Annotated in this window: 12 protein-coding genes and 2 tRNA genes; 11 read left to right on the top strand and 3 right to left on the bottom strand. The window is 67.4% G+C overall.

The genetic code is table 11. The features are described 5' to 3' along the window. Positions 1-36: 36 nt before the first annotated feature. The 6 genes from dnaQ (at position 37) to LQ564_RS09805 (ending at position 5,614) form a co-directional block, all read left to right on the top strand. Entirely contained in the window at positions 37-744 is a 708-nt protein-coding gene (dnaQ, locus tag LQ564_RS09780; protein WP_231057910.1) for a DNA polymerase III subunit epsilon, read from the top strand. A gap of 28 nt (positions 745-772) precedes the next feature. Continuing rightward, positions 773-847 (top strand) — tRNA-Val (locus LQ564_RS09785). 106 nt (positions 848-953) lie between these two features. After that, positions 954-1,454, top strand: coding sequence for a hypothetical protein (locus LQ564_RS09790; protein ID WP_231057911.1), 501 nt, complete (start codon positions 954-956; stop codon positions 1,452-1,454). A 356-nt stretch (positions 1,455-1,810) separates the two neighbouring features. After that, positions 1,811-3,409 (top strand): DUF5605 domain-containing protein, encoded by a 1,599-nt coding sequence (locus LQ564_RS09795; protein WP_231057912.1) that lies wholly within the window; start codon positions 1,811-1,813, stop codon positions 3,407-3,409. Between the two features lie 19 nt (positions 3,410-3,428). Beyond that, the gene (locus tag LQ564_RS09800) at positions 3,429-5,471 is read left to right on the top strand and encodes a GDSL-type esterase/lipase family protein (protein ID WP_231057913.1); all 2,043 of its coding nucleotides are present in this window, start codon (positions 3,429-3,431) and stop codon (positions 5,469-5,471) included. Between the two features lie 68 nt (positions 5,472-5,539). Next, positions 5,540-5,614, top strand: a tRNA-Val gene (locus LQ564_RS09805). 88 nt (positions 5,615-5,702) lie between these two features. On the opposite strand, the gene LQ564_RS09810 is transcribed toward LQ564_RS09805, so the two are convergent. Continuing rightward, entirely contained in the window at positions 5,703-6,728 is a 1,026-nt protein-coding gene (locus tag LQ564_RS09810; RefSeq protein ID WP_231057914.1) for an AI-2E family transporter, read from the bottom strand. Positions 6,729-7,018: 290 nt separating this feature from the next. Beyond that, positions 7,019-7,348 (bottom strand): helix-turn-helix domain-containing protein, encoded by a 330-nt coding sequence (locus LQ564_RS09815; protein ID WP_371873452.1) that lies wholly within the window; start codon positions 7,346-7,348, stop codon positions 7,019-7,021. A 180-nt stretch (positions 7,349-7,528) separates the two neighbouring features. Here LQ564_RS09815 and LQ564_RS25960 point away from each other — a divergent pair, with 180 nt between their 5' ends. The 3 genes from LQ564_RS25960 to LQ564_RS09825 all read left to right on the top strand — a co-directional run bounded on the left by LQ564_RS25960 (position 7,529) and on the right by LQ564_RS09825 (position 10,619). After that, the gene (locus LQ564_RS25960; protein ID WP_307729948.1) at positions 7,529-7,981 is read left to right on the top strand and encodes a PAS domain-containing protein; all 453 of its coding nucleotides are present in this window, start codon (positions 7,529-7,531) and stop codon (positions 7,979-7,981) included. Beyond that, a complete protein-coding gene (locus LQ564_RS25965) occupies positions 7,982-8,497 on the top strand; it encodes a diguanylate cyclase (RefSeq protein WP_371873453.1) in 516 nt (171 codons plus the stop codon). 136 nt (positions 8,498-8,633) lie between these two features. After that, positions 8,634-10,619: an MHYT domain-containing protein gene (locus LQ564_RS09825; protein ID WP_231057915.1), complete on the top strand. Its 1,986-nt coding sequence runs from the start codon at positions 8,634-8,636 to the stop codon at positions 10,617-10,619. Between the two features lie 2 nt (positions 10,620-10,621). Here the strand turns inward: LQ564_RS09825 and LQ564_RS09830 are convergent, their stop codons facing one another. Then, positions 10,622-12,589, bottom strand: a complete 1,968-nt coding sequence (locus LQ564_RS09830) for a tetratricopeptide repeat-containing diguanylate cyclase (protein ID WP_231057916.1) — start codon at positions 12,587-12,589, stop codon at positions 10,622-10,624. A 426-nt stretch (positions 12,590-13,015) separates the two neighbouring features. On the opposite strand from LQ564_RS09830, the gene bcaP reads away from it, so the two are divergent. Together bcaP and LQ564_RS09840 are read left to right on the top strand one after the other, a co-directional pair. Further along, positions 13,016-14,410: a branched-chain amino acid transporter BcaP gene (gene bcaP / locus LQ564_RS09835; protein WP_371873454.1), complete on the top strand. Its 1,395-nt coding sequence runs from the start codon at positions 13,016-13,018 to the stop codon at positions 14,408-14,410. A gap of 120 nt (positions 14,411-14,530) precedes the next feature. After that, positions 14,531-15,148, top strand: a complete 618-nt coding sequence (locus LQ564_RS09840) for an isochorismatase family protein (protein WP_231057917.1) — start codon at positions 14,531-14,533, stop codon at positions 15,146-15,148. Positions 15,149-15,239: the final 91 nt, after the last annotated feature.

Here is a 15,239-nt window from a genome sequence, read left to right on the forward strand (position 1 = left end):
TTATACTGCGGGCCGCTCTAACTCATTCGTATTCCCATGCGCCAGATTGTCCTCGATACCGAAACCACCGGCCTGAATCCCCGCACGGGCGACCGCATCATCGAAGTCGGCTGCGTCGAGATCTTCAATCGCAAGCTGACCGGGAATAACTTCCACCGCTACATCAATCCCGAGCGCGATTCGGACGAGGCGGCGCTGGCGGTCCACGGCCTGACCACCGAATTCCTGAGCGACAAGCCGAAGTTCCACGAGATCGCCGAGGAGCTGCGCGCCTTCGTGCAGGGCGCCGAGATCATCATCCACAACGCGCCCTTCGACCTGGGCTTCCTGAACCACGAGTTCCAGCGCCTCGGCCTGCCGCCCTTCACCGAGCACTGCAGCGGCGTGATCGACACCCTGGTGCAAGCCAAGGAGCTGCACCCGGGCAAGCGCAACTCGCTGGACGCGCTGTGCGACCGCTACGAAATCTCGAACGCCCACCGCAAGCTGCACGGCGCGCTGCTGGACTCGGAGCTGCTGGCCGACGTCTACCTCGCGATGACGCGCGGCCAGAACAGCCTGAGCATGGACGTCGCGGTCGAGACGACCAGCGTCGGCGAACTGGTCGATGCCGGCCCGCTGGGGGAGATCATCGTGGTCGCTGCCAGCGGCGACGAGCTCGCCGCACACGACGACGTGCTGGCTGGACTCGACAAGAATGTGAAAGGGCAGTGTATCTGGCGCAGTTACTCTTCACAGGGGTGAGGGTCTGTGGCATAATACGCCTCGCTTCGGGAGGTTAGCTCAGGGGTAGAGCACTGCATTCACACTGCAGGGGTCGCAAGTTCGAAACTTGCACTTCCCACCAGGATTCAGAGAAAGGCGCTGCCTGCGTATGCGGGCAGCGCCTTTTTTCATATTCCCGTCATACTTGCTCCGTAGAATCAAACGATTCTCCCGTTCACGTTTCAAACATGGTAGCGGAACGCATCTTCGCCAAGACTGACAAGGGCCGCGCCGAGGTCATCGGCCGTGGCGCCGGCTTGAGTGCACGCCAGCGCACCGTGCTGATCATGGTCGATGGCCGCAAGACCTGCGGCGCCCTGATGCAGGCGATGGCCGCGCCCGCCCTGCTGCCGATTCTCGATGAACTCGCGGCGCTGGAGCTCATTGCGCCCACCGGCCCGGCGGCGCCCGCCGTGCCCGCCGCTCCCGCCATCGACCTGCAGACCATGGCGCAGGCAAAAGCCATGATGATCGGCTCGGCCGAGGTCTGCCTGGGGCTGCTGGCAGCCGAAGTGGTGCGCCAGGTCGAGGGCGCGCAGGACGAGGAGCAGCTGCTGCGCGCGCTCGGGCACTGGCACATGGCGATGCAGGCGTCCAAGCGCGGGCGCGAGATCGCGCTGACCCAGCTGGCGTCGATCAAGTCCTGCCTGCGCCAGTCGCCCCAAGCGCTTCCTCCAAGTCCTGCGTAATCGGTTACGCGTACAGCGTCTTGTCTCGGACCTGGACGATCTGGTCCGGCGGCCACTGCGCTCCCATGTGAAAGTCGTGCGACACCACGCGGCTGCCGACGCGCAGCTGGCCCCAGCGCAAGGGCCTGGAGTCCGGCAGCGCCGTGCACCAGACGACGCCGCGGCGGCGAAGGCGGCCAAGCTGCGGGCGCGTAAGGGGATGGGCGCTTACGAAATTTCATCATCCACGAAAGTGGTCCAGCCACTTGTGTTCGGAGGGGAGCTCTGCTATGGTCCCCCGATCGGTCATCGTACCACTGGAGAGACATGCATTCGTTCCGTGGTGCGCCGGCCTGTCTCCCCACGATCGGAACGCTATGAAACGGTTGTTCGCTGCCTTGCTGCTGTTGTCGAGTCTTGCCATCGCCCACGCCCAGGAGCGCGTCGAGAAATGGGGCGTGTACGAGGTGGTCCTGAAGGGCGCCGACGCCGGCAATCCCTTCATCGATCTCGAACTTGGCGCCACCTTCACGCAGGGCAGTGAAAGCTATGCGCCCGAGGGCTTCTATGACGGCGACGGCACCTACCGCATCCGCTTCATGCCGCCCAGCGCCGGCCAGTGGCGCTGGGTCACGCGCAGCAACCATCCGGACCTCGACGGCAAGAAGGGTGCTTTTGTCGCCGTGGAAGGCAAGAACAAGGGCCCGGTGCGGGTCGCCAACGTGCACCACTTCGCACACGCCGACGGCACGCCGTTTCGCCCCTTCGGCACCACGATCTACGAGTGGGCCTTCCAGCCTGAAGCGAAGAAGCGGCAGACGCTCGAGACGCTGCGCAAGACCGCCTTCAACAAGGCGCGCATGCTGGCCGTCCCGCCCTACAAGCCGTATTACCTGAGCGGCGCCACCAGGCTCACCGACTTTCCCTTCGTCGGCAGCTCGCGCGCCGACTTCGACTTCTCGCGCTTCAACCCGGTCTACTTCCGCAACCTCGAACGCGACGTGCAGCGCCTGTCTGACCTCGGCATCCAGGTCGACCTGATCCTGTTCCGCCCCTACGACAAGGGCCAGTGGGGCTTCGACACCACCAGCGACGCCGTCAACCAGCGCTTCGTGCGCTACATGGTGGCGCGCTTCGCGGCATACCAGAACATCTGGTGGAGCATGGCGAACGAGAACAGCTACATCAAGCACCTGGGCGACGAGGACTTCGACCGCTACTTCCAGATCGTGCAGAAACACGACCCCTACGGCCACCTGCGCTCGATCCACAATGCCGACCGCATCTACGACTACAACAAGCCCTGGGTCACCCACGTCAGCCTGCAGTACTACAACGCGGTGAAGGTGTTCGGCGTGTCGCCGCTGCTGCGCGACATCTACCGCAAGCCCATCGTGCACGACGAGATCAACTACGAGGGCAACTCGGCCAGCCGCTGGGGCGAGCTGAGCGGCGAAGAATTGACGCGCCGCTTCTGGATCGCGCTGACCGGCGGCGCCTATGCGACCCACGGCGAGATCCTCGACAACGGCTGGATCGGCGGCGGCGGCTACCTGGCCGGCGCCAGCCCCGAGCGCATCGCCTTCCTGCGCACCATCGTCGAAGCCGGCCCGAAGGAGGGCCTCAAACCCATCGACCAGCTGTTCGTGATGAACACGGCCGGCAAGGCCGGCGAATACTACCTGATGTACTTCGGCGACGAGCGCCCCAGCGAATGGCGCTTCGAGCTGCCGGTGGGCGAACTGCGTAGCGGCATGCAGTTCAAGGTCGACGTCATCGACACCTGGAACATGACCATCACGCCGGTCGCCGGCACTTTCTCGATCGGCGAACTGACGCGCTACCGCGTCGCCGACCAGGACAAGCGCAGCGTCGCGCTGCCGGGCAAGCCCTACATGGCCCTGCGCATCCAGCGCGTCGGCGCCATGCCCGCCGGCCCCAGGGCGCCCGTGCCCGGCGCCGTCGCCGACGACTAATCTTCGAACCGGACTGCCCATGCATATCGCTTTCGTACGCGGCGCCTTGATGGCCGCTTCTCTCTGCCTGCCTTCCCTGGCATGCGCCGACACCCTGCGCTTCGATTTCACGGCCCGGCCGGCGCCCGGCGCGGTCCAGGTCAAGTGGAATGACCGTGGCGGCGCGCCGCTCTACGACGAGGCGGCCGGCTTCGGCTTCGTCGAGCGCACCGGCGCCTTGCCGGCGCGCCCGGTGCACGTGAAGGAGATCCGCAGCGACGGCCGGGGCTTCGTCATCAGCGAGCCGGTGTTCGAGGCCGAGAAGGGCTTCGAGAAGGACCACTACAACCACTACGGCATGGCCTTCCGCATCAAGGCCGCGCCGGGCGCCTACGCGATCCGCGTGCGGACGACCTCAAGCCTGGACGACACCATCGTCTCGGTCACCGGCATGCAGGCCAGCCGCCTGGGCCCGGGCACCTTCTGGGACGCCGCCAGCCTGCTGCCGAACCGCACCAGCGTGTCCACGCAGGGCAGGCAGTGGAGCTATCGCTACGTGAACGGGCGCGGCTTCATCGACATCGAGATCGAGCCGAAACGGCCGAATACGCCGGTGGGCATCGAGGAGATCGTGCTCGAGCCGATCGCCGCGCAGGCGCGCGCCGGGAACGAGCTGCCGACCATCTTCACCCTGGGCGATTCGACCGTCAAATCGTACACCTTCGATGAAGCGCCGATGAGCGGCTGGGGCCAGGTCTTCGACAAGCTGTTCGACCCGCGCAAGGTGCGCGTGCTGAACTACGCGATGGGCGGCCGCTCCTTCCGCAATGCGTACGCGGAGGGACGCCTGAACGACCTCCTGATGACGGGCCGCGTTGGCGACGTGGTGATGATCCAGTTCGGCCACAACGACGAAAGCCTGGACGAGACGCGCCGCTTCGGACGCGGCGCGACCGAGGCCATGTACGAGCGCTTGATCGTCGATGTCTACCTGCCGGCGATCCGCGCGCGCGGCATGGTCCCGGTGTTCGTCACGCCGATGTCGCGCGTGAAGGGCGATGCCAAGCCGGGCGAGACCTACGTGAACTCGTTCAGCAAGCGGCGCTTCCCGGACCTGATGAAAAAGCTCGGCGCCGCACACGGCGTGCCTGTGCTCGACCTGAATGCGCTCAGCGTCGACTATTACAACCGCAGCGGGGCCGAGACGATCACGCCGATGGTGATGGCGATCGAGGCCGGCGAGACGCCGGGCAAGACCAACGACGGCAGCTACGCCAACGGCCACCCGGCCAACAAGATCGACGGCACCCACTTCCGCGAATCGATGTCGAAGCAGTATGCGCGCATGGTCGCCACCGAGATCGCGCGCCTCGCGGTCGAAGGCGACAAGGTGGCATCGACCATCGCCGCCCAGTTCAAGCCCGAAGTGCAGTCCGCGATCACTGCGGGCGACTGGTCGGCGATCCACCCCGAGATCGCGCGCGACATCACGGGCGGCGAGGGCGCCTACTACCGCGACCAGTTCGAAAAGCTGATCCAGCTCGGCGCCCTGCGCAAGGACGCGCAAGGCATGGTCCATCCGCGGCAGGCCATGCGCACGCGCGAGTTCGCGGCCGCCTTGAAGACCGTGATGCGCCTGCCCGCGCACGCGCACGCGCCCGACGGCCGGCCCGACGCCCCGCTGACGCGCGAAGTCATGGGCGCCATGCTGCTCGACGCCTACCAGGCCAAGTTCAGCACGAAGCCGAAGTACATGACCGACTACAACGGCAAGACGATGGTGCCGGGCGCGCCGGGCTACGACCCCAACCTCGACAGCGGCGCGCAGGGCGCGATGTACTATCCGCTGGTGGCGTGGGAGCGCCTGGCCGACACAGGCGCGGTGTCGGCGCCCTACGCCGCCAAGCTGAAGGAAGCCTACGCGCTGGGCCTGATCCGGTCCGAAGCCGGCATTGCGCGCGGCCGCATGGTCAACGGCAACGTGCTGGAACCGGCTGCCTTGGTGAGCCGGGCAAAGGCGGCCAAGGCCCTGTACTTCATGTGGGTGCTGGCGCAGCCGCCGAAGGCGGAAAACGATCACTAAGGTGGCAGGGGATATATCCGGCGGATGATATTGATATATCTCAACGGTTAGTGCATAATAAGCGCATCGGGAGGTTAGCTCAGGGGTAGAGCACTGCATTCACACTGCAGGGGTCGCAAGTTCGAAACTTGCACTTCCCACCAGAATACGGAAAAGCCCGCAAACAGCGATGTTTGCGGGCTTTTTTACTTCTCGCGTCGAGGGCCGCGCACCGGGCGCGGCCTTGGGGAATCATTTGGCGGCCTGCCCCTCGCGCAGCCAGCCGAACAGCACCGCCATCATGAACGGCCCCACGAACAGCCCGATCACGCCCATGGTCGACACGCCGCCCAGCAGGCCGAACAGCACCGCCAGGAAGGGCAGGTTGACCCGGTGTCCGATCAGCTTCGGACGGATGAACTTGTCGACCATGAACAGTTCCACCGCGCCCCAGGTGAACAGGCCCAGCGCCGCGCCCGCGTTGCCCTGGCCGAGCAGCAGCAGCGACACCATGGTGAACGACAGCGGCGCGCCGCCCGGGATCAGGGCCAGGTAGCCGGTGATCACGCCCAGCAGGGCCGGCGCCGGCGCGCCCGCGATCGCGTAGGCCACGCCCAGCACGATCCCTTCCAGCACCGCGATCGAGCACAGGCCGAGCGCCGTGCCGCGCACCGACAGCGGCAGGATGGCGCGCAGCTTGCCGTAGTGGGCCGGCAGCAGGCGCGCGCCGGCGCCGTCGACATAGCGCACCACCGTCGGGCCGTGCAGGTAGAGCACGAACAGGGTGAGCAAGGTCAGGAACAGGTACAGAGCATTGGCCAGGATCGCCGAACCCCACAGGCGCGCCGCACCGGTCAGCTGGGGCATCACGTCGCCCAGGGTCGACTGGATCAGGGCGTTCAGGCCGCCCGGCACCGCCAGGTGTTCCTTCCACCATTCCAGCACCCGTTCCGCCACCACCGGCAGCGCGGCCAGCCAGCCGGGCGGCGCGATGCCGACCTCGTTCAGGCGCGCCAGCAGGTGGCGCAGGCCGACCAGCTCGTTGCCGAGGGCTTTCACCAAGAGCAGCGAGGGACCGAAGAAACCGATCACGAGGAGCAGCAGCATCACGCTGGCGCTGGCCATGCGCGGCAGGCCGCGCGCCTGCAGGCGCAGGTGCAGCGGCCAGGTGATCACGGCCAGCAGGCCGGCCCAGGCCAGCGAGGAAACGAAGTGCTGCAGCAGCAGCGCGAGGGCGATGGCGAAGGCCACCGGCAAGACGTAGGAGGAAGCGCGCATCCTGGAGCGGTCCCGGTCTAGCTGCGCACGGGGGCGGAAGCGGAGGCGGACGCGGAGAGCGGCGCCGCGATGGCGCCAGCGGCGACGCCGGTCGCCGGAAGGAGGAGGAGACGCTTCATGGTTCGGATACCTTATTCGTTGTTCGCAAGCGACGGCAAGTGTGCCGTATTTTACGATGGGAAAGAATAAAGCATCCGGCTCCTTCGGGAAAAGCGTCAATTCCCGAACGACTTGTTCCGAAAAATGGAAGCGACAAACCCGCGCGCGGCGGGACCGGGGGCGACGCAGGCTCAGCCGTGCAGATCGTCGTCCTTGAGTGTGCCGTTGACGTACAGGCGCAGCAGGATGGCGACCGGCGGCGGGATCATGACACCGGTCTCGAAGCGGCTGCCGCTGGACTGGGTGACGCCGAAGCGGCTCCAGAACTTTTCCTGGCTCTCGCGCTTGCGGATGCGCAGGCGGCGCAGTTCGTGCGGCGCGGCCGGCCAGCCGGCGTTCTGCGCCGCGGTTTCCGGCGCCAGATCCATGCCCAGTTCTCCATCCATCATCTTGCCCGCCATGTTGTACTTCCCTTCGTTCGAACGTTGCGTGATTGGTTTGCGGTCGGCTGCTCGCCTCATTTATCGCACCAAGGCCTTGATCGTAATCGGAAAGGTAGGCGGCAAGGCTCACGAAAAATCACAGTGGGCCTCTTTTCGACAAACCTTCTTTGGAAGCAGTCGACAGGAACGCAGCAGCACCGCCCGGCGTGAACTCGGGTATCATCGAATAGTTTCCTTTTGACATTAATAGTCGGTCCAATGCATACCAAGCTCGATCGGGGCGGCGCCGTGCTGGCGCGCGCCGTCAACCTCGCCAACTGCGGGCTGGTGGTGCTCGACGCCGCCCAGGAGATCGTGCTGTGGAGTGCCTGGATGGTGCCGCGCGCCGGCTATGCCGCGGCGCGGGTGCAGGGACGCCCGCTCACCGACGTCTTCCCCGAACTGCGCGGCTCGCGGGTCGAGGCGGCGGTGCTGGCGGCGCTGACCCAGCAGGTCGGCGCCACCATCCCGGCATCGCAGGAGCCGTCGCCGTTCCCGCTGCGCGAAGCCGGCAGCTTCGACGGCGCCCGGCTCGACCAGGCGGTCACGGTGACGCCCTTCGCCGAAGGCGGTGAGCGCTTCTGCCTGATCGAGATCCGCGACGTCAGCGGCACCCTGGACCGCGAACGGCGCCTGCTCGACCATGCCGAATCGCTGCGTGCCCGCTCCTAGGTGGACGGCCTGACCGGCATCGCCAACCGCCGCCACTTCGATGTCGCGCTCGACCGCGAGCTGCGCCGCGCCCTGCGTCACGGCAGCGCGCTGGCGCTGCTCCTGATGGACATCGATTCCTTCAAGGCCTACAACGACCACTTCGGCCACCAGGAAGGCGATGCCTGCCTGACCCGGGTCGCGCAAGCGCTGGCGGGCATGCTCAAGCGTCCCGGCGACGTCGCGGCGCGCTATGGCGGCGAAGAGTTCGCGGCGATCCTGCCCGACACCACGCTCGAGCAGGCGCGCGCCGTCGCCAACGCGATCCGCCTGCACATCGCCGGATTGAATTTGCCGCACGCACCCGGCGCGCTGCGCCCGCACGTCACATTGAGCATCGGGGTGGCGGCTTTCGACGGTGCCGCGCCTGGCCTGCCGGCCGAACCGGCGGCGCTGATCGAGGCCGCCGACCGGGCGCTGTACGCCGCCAAGCGCGGCGGGCGCGACCGCGTGGCGGCGCACGGCGACGCACATTGAACCTTCCGAACAGAATTGCCGTGAGGTAATATAGGCGGACGCACCTGGCGCCGGCGCCTCGTGTACACTCGGCGTGCCCGCGCGCCGCGACACCGGTGCGCCCCATGAGGAAGGATGCAGACATGTTTCGACTGCCATGCTGACCGGCTACTACGAACCCACGCTGGTGCTGCTCTCGATCCTGGTCGCGATGTTCGGGTCCTACACGGCGCTGAGCCTAGCGATGCGGGTCAAGGCGTCGCAGGGACTGGCCCCGCATGCCTGGATGGCCGGCGGCGCCTTCGCCATGGGCAGCGGCATCTGGGCCATGCACTTCATCGGCATGCTGGCCCTGCGCCTGCCGATCCCGCTCGGCTACGATCCCGCCATCACCTTCGTCTCCTGGCTGCTGCCGGTGGTGGTGTCCGGCCTGGCGTTGTGGCAGGTACGCCACCGCGAGATCGGCGGGCGCCACCTGGCCTGGGGCGCGCTGCTGATGGGCCTGGGCATCGACGCCATGCACTATACCGGCATGGCCGGCATGCGCATGGACCCGGGCATCGCCTACGATCCCTGGCTGTTCCTGGCCTCGGTGGCGATCGCGATTGGCGCCTCGGCCGGGGCGCTGTGGATCCTGTTTCGCCTGAACGAGAACCTGCTGCACCCGCGCCTGCTGCAGCTGGGCGCGGCGGTGGTGATGGGCGGGGCCATCGCCGGCATGCACTACACCGGCATGGCCGCGGCCCACTTCGAGGCCGGCAGCATCTGCCGCGCGGCGAACGACGGCGTCAACCAGGACCACCTGGCGATCCTGGTGGCGGTCGCGACCTGCGCGGTGCTCTCGATCGCGCTGCTGTCAGCCATCTTCGACACCCGCCTGGAGCACCGCAACCGCACGCTGGCCGCCTCGCTGGAAACCGCCGCCGAACGCCAGGTACTGTACCTGCGCGAACAGAAGGCGCGGCTCGAGGCCGAGAACATCAGCCAGCTGAAGGATGAGTTCCTGGCCACGCTGTCGCACGAGCTGCGCACGCCACTGAATGCCATGCTGGGCTGGTCGCAGTTGCTGCTGCAGGGCGCGCGCGACGAGGCCATGCTGCGCCGCGGGCTCGAGACCATCGAGCGCAACGCGCGCGCTCAGTCCCAGCTGATCGAGGACATGCTGGACATGAGCCGCTTGATCGCCGGCAAGGTGCGGGTCGAGCTGCGCGCCGTGATGCCGCTCGACTTCGTCGATGCCGCGCTCGAGACGGCGCGCCCGGCCGCGCTGGCCAAGGGCGTCGCGCTGTCGGCCGCCGTGACCAACGGCGAAGGCGCCGGCCCGGTGCTGGGCGACCCGGCGCGGATGCAGCAGGTGATGACCAACCTGGTGTCGAACGCGGTCAAGTTCACCGGAAGCGGAGGGAGCGTCGTCGTGACGGTGCGCCTCGACGGCGGCGAGGTCGCGATCGACGTCGCCGACAGCGGCGTCGGCATCGACCCGGATTTCCTGCCCTTCGTGTTCGACCGCTTCCGCCAGGCCGATTCCTCCTCCGCGCGGCGCCACGGCGGCCTCGGTCTGGGGCTGGCGATCGCGCGCCAGCTGGTGCAGCTGCAGGGCGGCCGCATCACCGTGGCCAGCCCCGGCATCGGGCGCGGCGCCACTTTCACGCTGCACCTGCCGCTGCACGTCGCGGATGCCGCCGATGCCGCGGATGCGCCGGCCGCGCCGACCGCGGCGCCGCGCTGCGCGGGGCTGCAAGGCGAGCTGGCCGGCCTGACGGTGCTGGTGGTGGAAGACGAATGCGATTCGCTGGAGCTGGTGCAGCAGGTGCTGTCGACCACCGGCGTGCGCATCGTGTGCGCCGGATGCGGCGAGGATGCGCTGCGCGCCGTCGAACGCGAACGGCCGGACCTCGTGGTCAGCGACATCGGCATGCCGCTGATGGACGGTTTCGACCTGATCCGCCGCGTGCGTGCGCTGGCCGACCCGCAGCTGGCCGGCGTGCCGGCGCTCGCGCTGACCGCCTTTTCGCGGCGCGAGGACGAGCAGCGCGCGCGGGAGGCGGGCTTCGACGGCTTCATGGCCAAGCCGCTCAGTCCCCGGGCGCTGCTGGAGGCGGTGGTGGCGCTGGCGCGCAGGCGCGCGACGGTGGGTGAATAGGATTACGGCGCGGCCGCCTGCCAGTACATGTCCGGCAGCACCACCTGCAGCTTCATGCCGCAGTCGGCGCCGCCCGGCGCCACGTCCTCGACGATGACGCCGCGGTTGCGTCCCGATTCCTTGCCCTTGTAGAGCGCGCGGTCGGCCAGCGCGATCGCCTGTTCCCAGCCCAGGCCCGCATCCGGGGTCACGGGCAGCGACACCGCGCCGGCGGTGGCGCTGACCTGCACCGCGCTGCCGTCTTCCAGCACCACCGGCGCCGCCGCGATCGCGTTCAGGATGCGCTGCACCAGCAGCGGACGCTGGGCCGGGACCACGCCCGGCGAATACACCAGGAATTCCTCGCCGCCCCAGCGCAGCACCATGTCCGACTCGCGCACCGCCTCGTTCAGGCGGCGCCCGACCTCGACCAGCACCGCGTCGCCGGCGGCGTGGCCGTGCTGGTCGTTGATGCGCTTGAAATGGTCGATGTCGAGCAGGGTGAAGCAGTCGCCGCCGGGCGGCGGCTGCTCGCGCATGCGGTCCGCGAACGAACGCCGGTTGTACAGGCCGGTGAGCGGGTCGTGCGCCGAGCGGTGCGCCAGTTCGGCGTTCAGCTGCGCCAGGCGCAGGCCGGTTGCGCGCGAGCGCCGGTACAGCACGAACACCACCGCCGCCAGCGACAGGGCCAGCAGCGCGCCGGCGGTGGCCAGCCAGGAGCGCAGCTTGCGGTTGCTGATCTCGGCGTCCTTGGCGGCGTTCTCGTGGCGCAGGCGCTCGATCTGGGCCGCGCGCTGCTTGGCGTTGAACTGTTCGTTGAGCGCGGCGAAGGCCTTGTCGCGCCGTTCGGTGGAGAGGGATTCCTGGATCTTCTCGCGCTCGCGCACGGTCTGCAGCGCCTGGCGATACAGACCGGCCTGTTCCAGCGCAGCTGCTTTCTCGTCGAGCAGGCTGGACAAGCTCACCATGGAGCCGGCCTTGCGCATGTCTTCGGCGATGCGGTCGATATGGGCGGCGCCTTCCTGCACCTTGCCCTGCCCGAACAGGGCGAAGCCGAGGTTGGCCCAGGAAACCTGGATGATGGCGCCATCCTTGACCTGCTCGGCCATCGCGATGGCGGCGCGTGCCGACTGCTCGGCCTCGACGTAGCGGTGTTCCCTCAGCCAGGCGTCGGCGATATTGCCGTGCACGCTCGCCTGCAGCCAGCGCAGGTCGTTCTCGCGCGCCAGCGCCAGCGCGCGCCCGAAGGCGGCGTGGGCCTGGCCCAGCTGCCCCAGCCCGACGTAGGCGCGGCCATCCATGAAGTGCATCGCCGCTTCGACCCGCGGCGGCACGGGGACGTTGCGAGGGTCGGCGCGCGCCGCGCGGTAGCTGGCGGTGATGTCGAGCGCCTTGGCCGGATCGCCGCCGTTCACGTACAGGCGCGCCAGGGCCAGGCGCAGGTCCGATTCGCGCGGGCTCCACAGCAAGGGATGGCGCTGCACGATTTCGAGGCTGCGCAGGTAGTGGGCCAGGGCGCGGTCGTGCTGCCCGGTCATGTTGTAGATCGAACCGTAGGCGATTTCGGAATTGGCGTCGAACTCCGCATTGCCGAGCCCCTTGTACTCGCTGACGAGCATTTCCAGCAGGGCCATCGCGGCAGCCGGATCGTTGTCGTTCAGGCGCCGTGCGACCTGTCCCAGGCGCGCGAGCGCCAGGTCGGCCGTGTCGTTCTGGCTGGTCGCAAGCTGGACCAGGCGCTCGTCGATCGCATAGGCCTCCGGCATCTGGCCCGCGTCGACATGGGTGCGGCGCAGCAGGCGCAAGTACTTGAACAGGAGCGGGTAGGGGGCGCCGTTCTCGAAACGCGGCGCTTCCTGCAGCAGCAGGGTGCGCGCCTCGCGCGTATTGCGGTTGGCAAGCTGGTCGAGTTCGCGCAGGCGCAATTGCGCCGGATGCGAGGCCGCGACCGCCGCACCTGGGCGCTCCTGGCCCGGGCTTACTGCCGCCAAGGCCGGCTGGGTACTTGCCAGCGCCAATAGCAGCACATGGCAAGCTCGACGCAATGCATTGGTTCCGGAGGGAGAGGGCGATAGAAGACGCATGCGTGACCAGTACGCGGCGGAATGCCGACACCCAATCGATTATGTTCTGTTGATTTACGGAAATCAAGCGATTGAAATTATCAGTCGGTATTGACGTTTCACATGCGCAACGGCGTGGTTTTTTCTTTAAAACTAAGGAAATCTTCCTGTTTCATGACTTTGCTTTGATTCCAAACAACTTTCTGGTGATAATGTTACGCCTGCAGTTTGCAAGGCGGCAGTAGCGGCGAATCCGGTTCCACGGCCTACGTCGGTTCACAAGCCGGCGTCGGCCGCAACACAACAGCGCCCACGAGACGCGGAGCCATACTATTTTTGATTGGAGAACCAGCAGTGAGTCTTTTCAGAACCAAAAACCTCGACACGATGGTAGCGGCGGCCCAGAAGCCGGGCGGCCTCAAGAAAGTACTGGGCCCGTTCGACCTCGTCCTGATGGGCATCGGCGCCATCATCGGCACCGGGATCTTCGTGCTCACCGGCACCGGCGCCGTCACCGCGGGCCCGGCCCTGACCCTCTCCTTCATCGTGGCCGCGCTGGCCTGCGGCTTCGCCGCGCTGTGCTATGCCGAGTTCGCTTCCAGCGTGCCGGTGGCCGGCTCGATCTATACCTACAGCTACTTCACCCTCGGTGAAATCGTGGCCTGGATGATCGGCTGGGACCTGCTGCTCGAATACGGCCTGGCGACCTCCACCGTCGCGGTGGGCTGGTCGGGCTACTTCCAGTCCCTGCTCAAGGGCATCGGCGTGGTATTGCCGGAAGCGCTGCGCGCCGCCCCCGGCGCCCAGCCCGGCGTGAACACCCTGTTCAACCTGCCGGCCTTCCTGATCATGATCTTCCTGACCTGGATCCTGTCGATGGGCGTGCGTGAATCGGCGCGCCTGAACAACATCATGGTGATCATCAAGACCGGCGTCGTGATCCTGTTCATCGTGGTCGGCGTCAACTACGTCAAGCCGGAAAACTGGCAGCCCTTCATGCCGTTCGGCTTCGGCAGCGTGATGAGCGCCGCCGCGCTGGTGTTCTTCGCCTTCATCGGCTTCGACGCCGTGACCTCGGCCGCCGAGGAAGTCAAGAATCCGGCTAAGGATCTGCCGATCGGCATCATCGGTTCGCTGGCGGTCTGCACCATCCTGTACGTGATCGTGGCCGCCATCATGACCGGCATCGTGCCGTTCCCGAACTTCAAGGGCGTCGACCACCCGGTCTCGCTGGCCCTGCAGTACGCCGGCCAGGACTGGGTCGCCGGCTTCGTCGACCTCGCCGCCATCCTCGGCATGAGCACCGTGATGCTGGTGATGGCCTACGGCCAGACCCGCATCCTGTTCGCGATGTCGCGCGACGGCCTGCTGCCCGCCAAGCTGTCCGAAGTGCACCCGAAATACGGCACCCCGTACTTCGCCACCTGGATGGTCGGCATCGTGTTCGGCCTGATCGCCGCCGTGGTCCCGCTCGACGTGCTGGCCGAGCTGGTCAACATCGGCACCCTGGCCGCGTTCTCGCTGGTGTCGGTCGCCGTGATCATCCTGCGTAAAAAACGTCCGGACCTGCACCGCGCCTTCCGCTGCCCGGGCGTGCCGGTGATCCCGGCGCTGGCCGTGATCTTCTGCCTGGCGCTGATGTCCTTCCTGAGCTGGCACACCTGGGTCGCCTTCGTGATCTGGCTGGCGATTGGCCTGGTGGTCTACTTCATGTATGCGCGCCAGCGTTCGCTGCTGAACAAGGCTTGATGTACCAGCGGCCAACGCCGCTCGTATGAACTGCGCCCGCTCCCTCCAAAAGGGGGCGGGCGTTGTCGTTTCATGGCGCCGTGGTAAGCTCGAACTCCCAACAGCAGCGGAGAATTTTTCATGAGCGCCATCGTGCTCGGCAAGGGCGACGCCCTGCTCATCGTCGACATGCAGAACGACTTCCTGCCCGGCGGCAGCCTGGGCGTGCCGGAAGGCGACCGCGTGATCGACCCGATCAACACCCTCATCGAACTGTATGCCGGACGCGGCCTGCCGGTCTACGCCTCGCGCGACTGGCACCCGGGCGACCATTGCTCGTTTTCCGCCCAGGGCGGGCCGTGGCCGCCGCACTGCGTCGCCGATACCGCCGGCGCCGCGTTTTCGAACGCGCTGCGCCTGCCCGAGAACGCCATCGTTGTCTCGAAGGCCGTCACCGCGGCCGAGGATGCCTACTCCGCCTTCAACGGCACCGGCCTGGCGCGCGCCATGCTGGCCGAGGGCATCAACCGCGTGACGGTGTGCGGGCTGGCCACCGACTACTGCGTGCTAAATACCGTCCTCGACGGCATCGAGGCCGGCTTCGAGATCCTGCTGGCACTGGAAGGCACGCGCGCGGTCGAGGTCACGGCGGGCGACGGCGACCGCGCGATCGCGCGCATGCTCACGCGCGGCGCGGTGCCGGTGCGGCTCTCCAGCGGCGGCCTGGTGGGCGACCTGTCGCTCGGCGCCTTGCCCTGAATCGGCCACGCTTGCCGCGCGGTATGCGCGGCAACGCACGGTGGCGCCCCGCCGGGCTCCATTAGGCTGTCCCCTCCATGCGCACAGCTTC

It is taken from the genome of Massilia phyllostachyos (assembly GCF_021044825.1).
GTDB classification, from domain to species: domain Bacteria; phylum Pseudomonadota; class Gammaproteobacteria; order Burkholderiales; family Burkholderiaceae_D; genus Telluria; species Telluria phyllostachyos.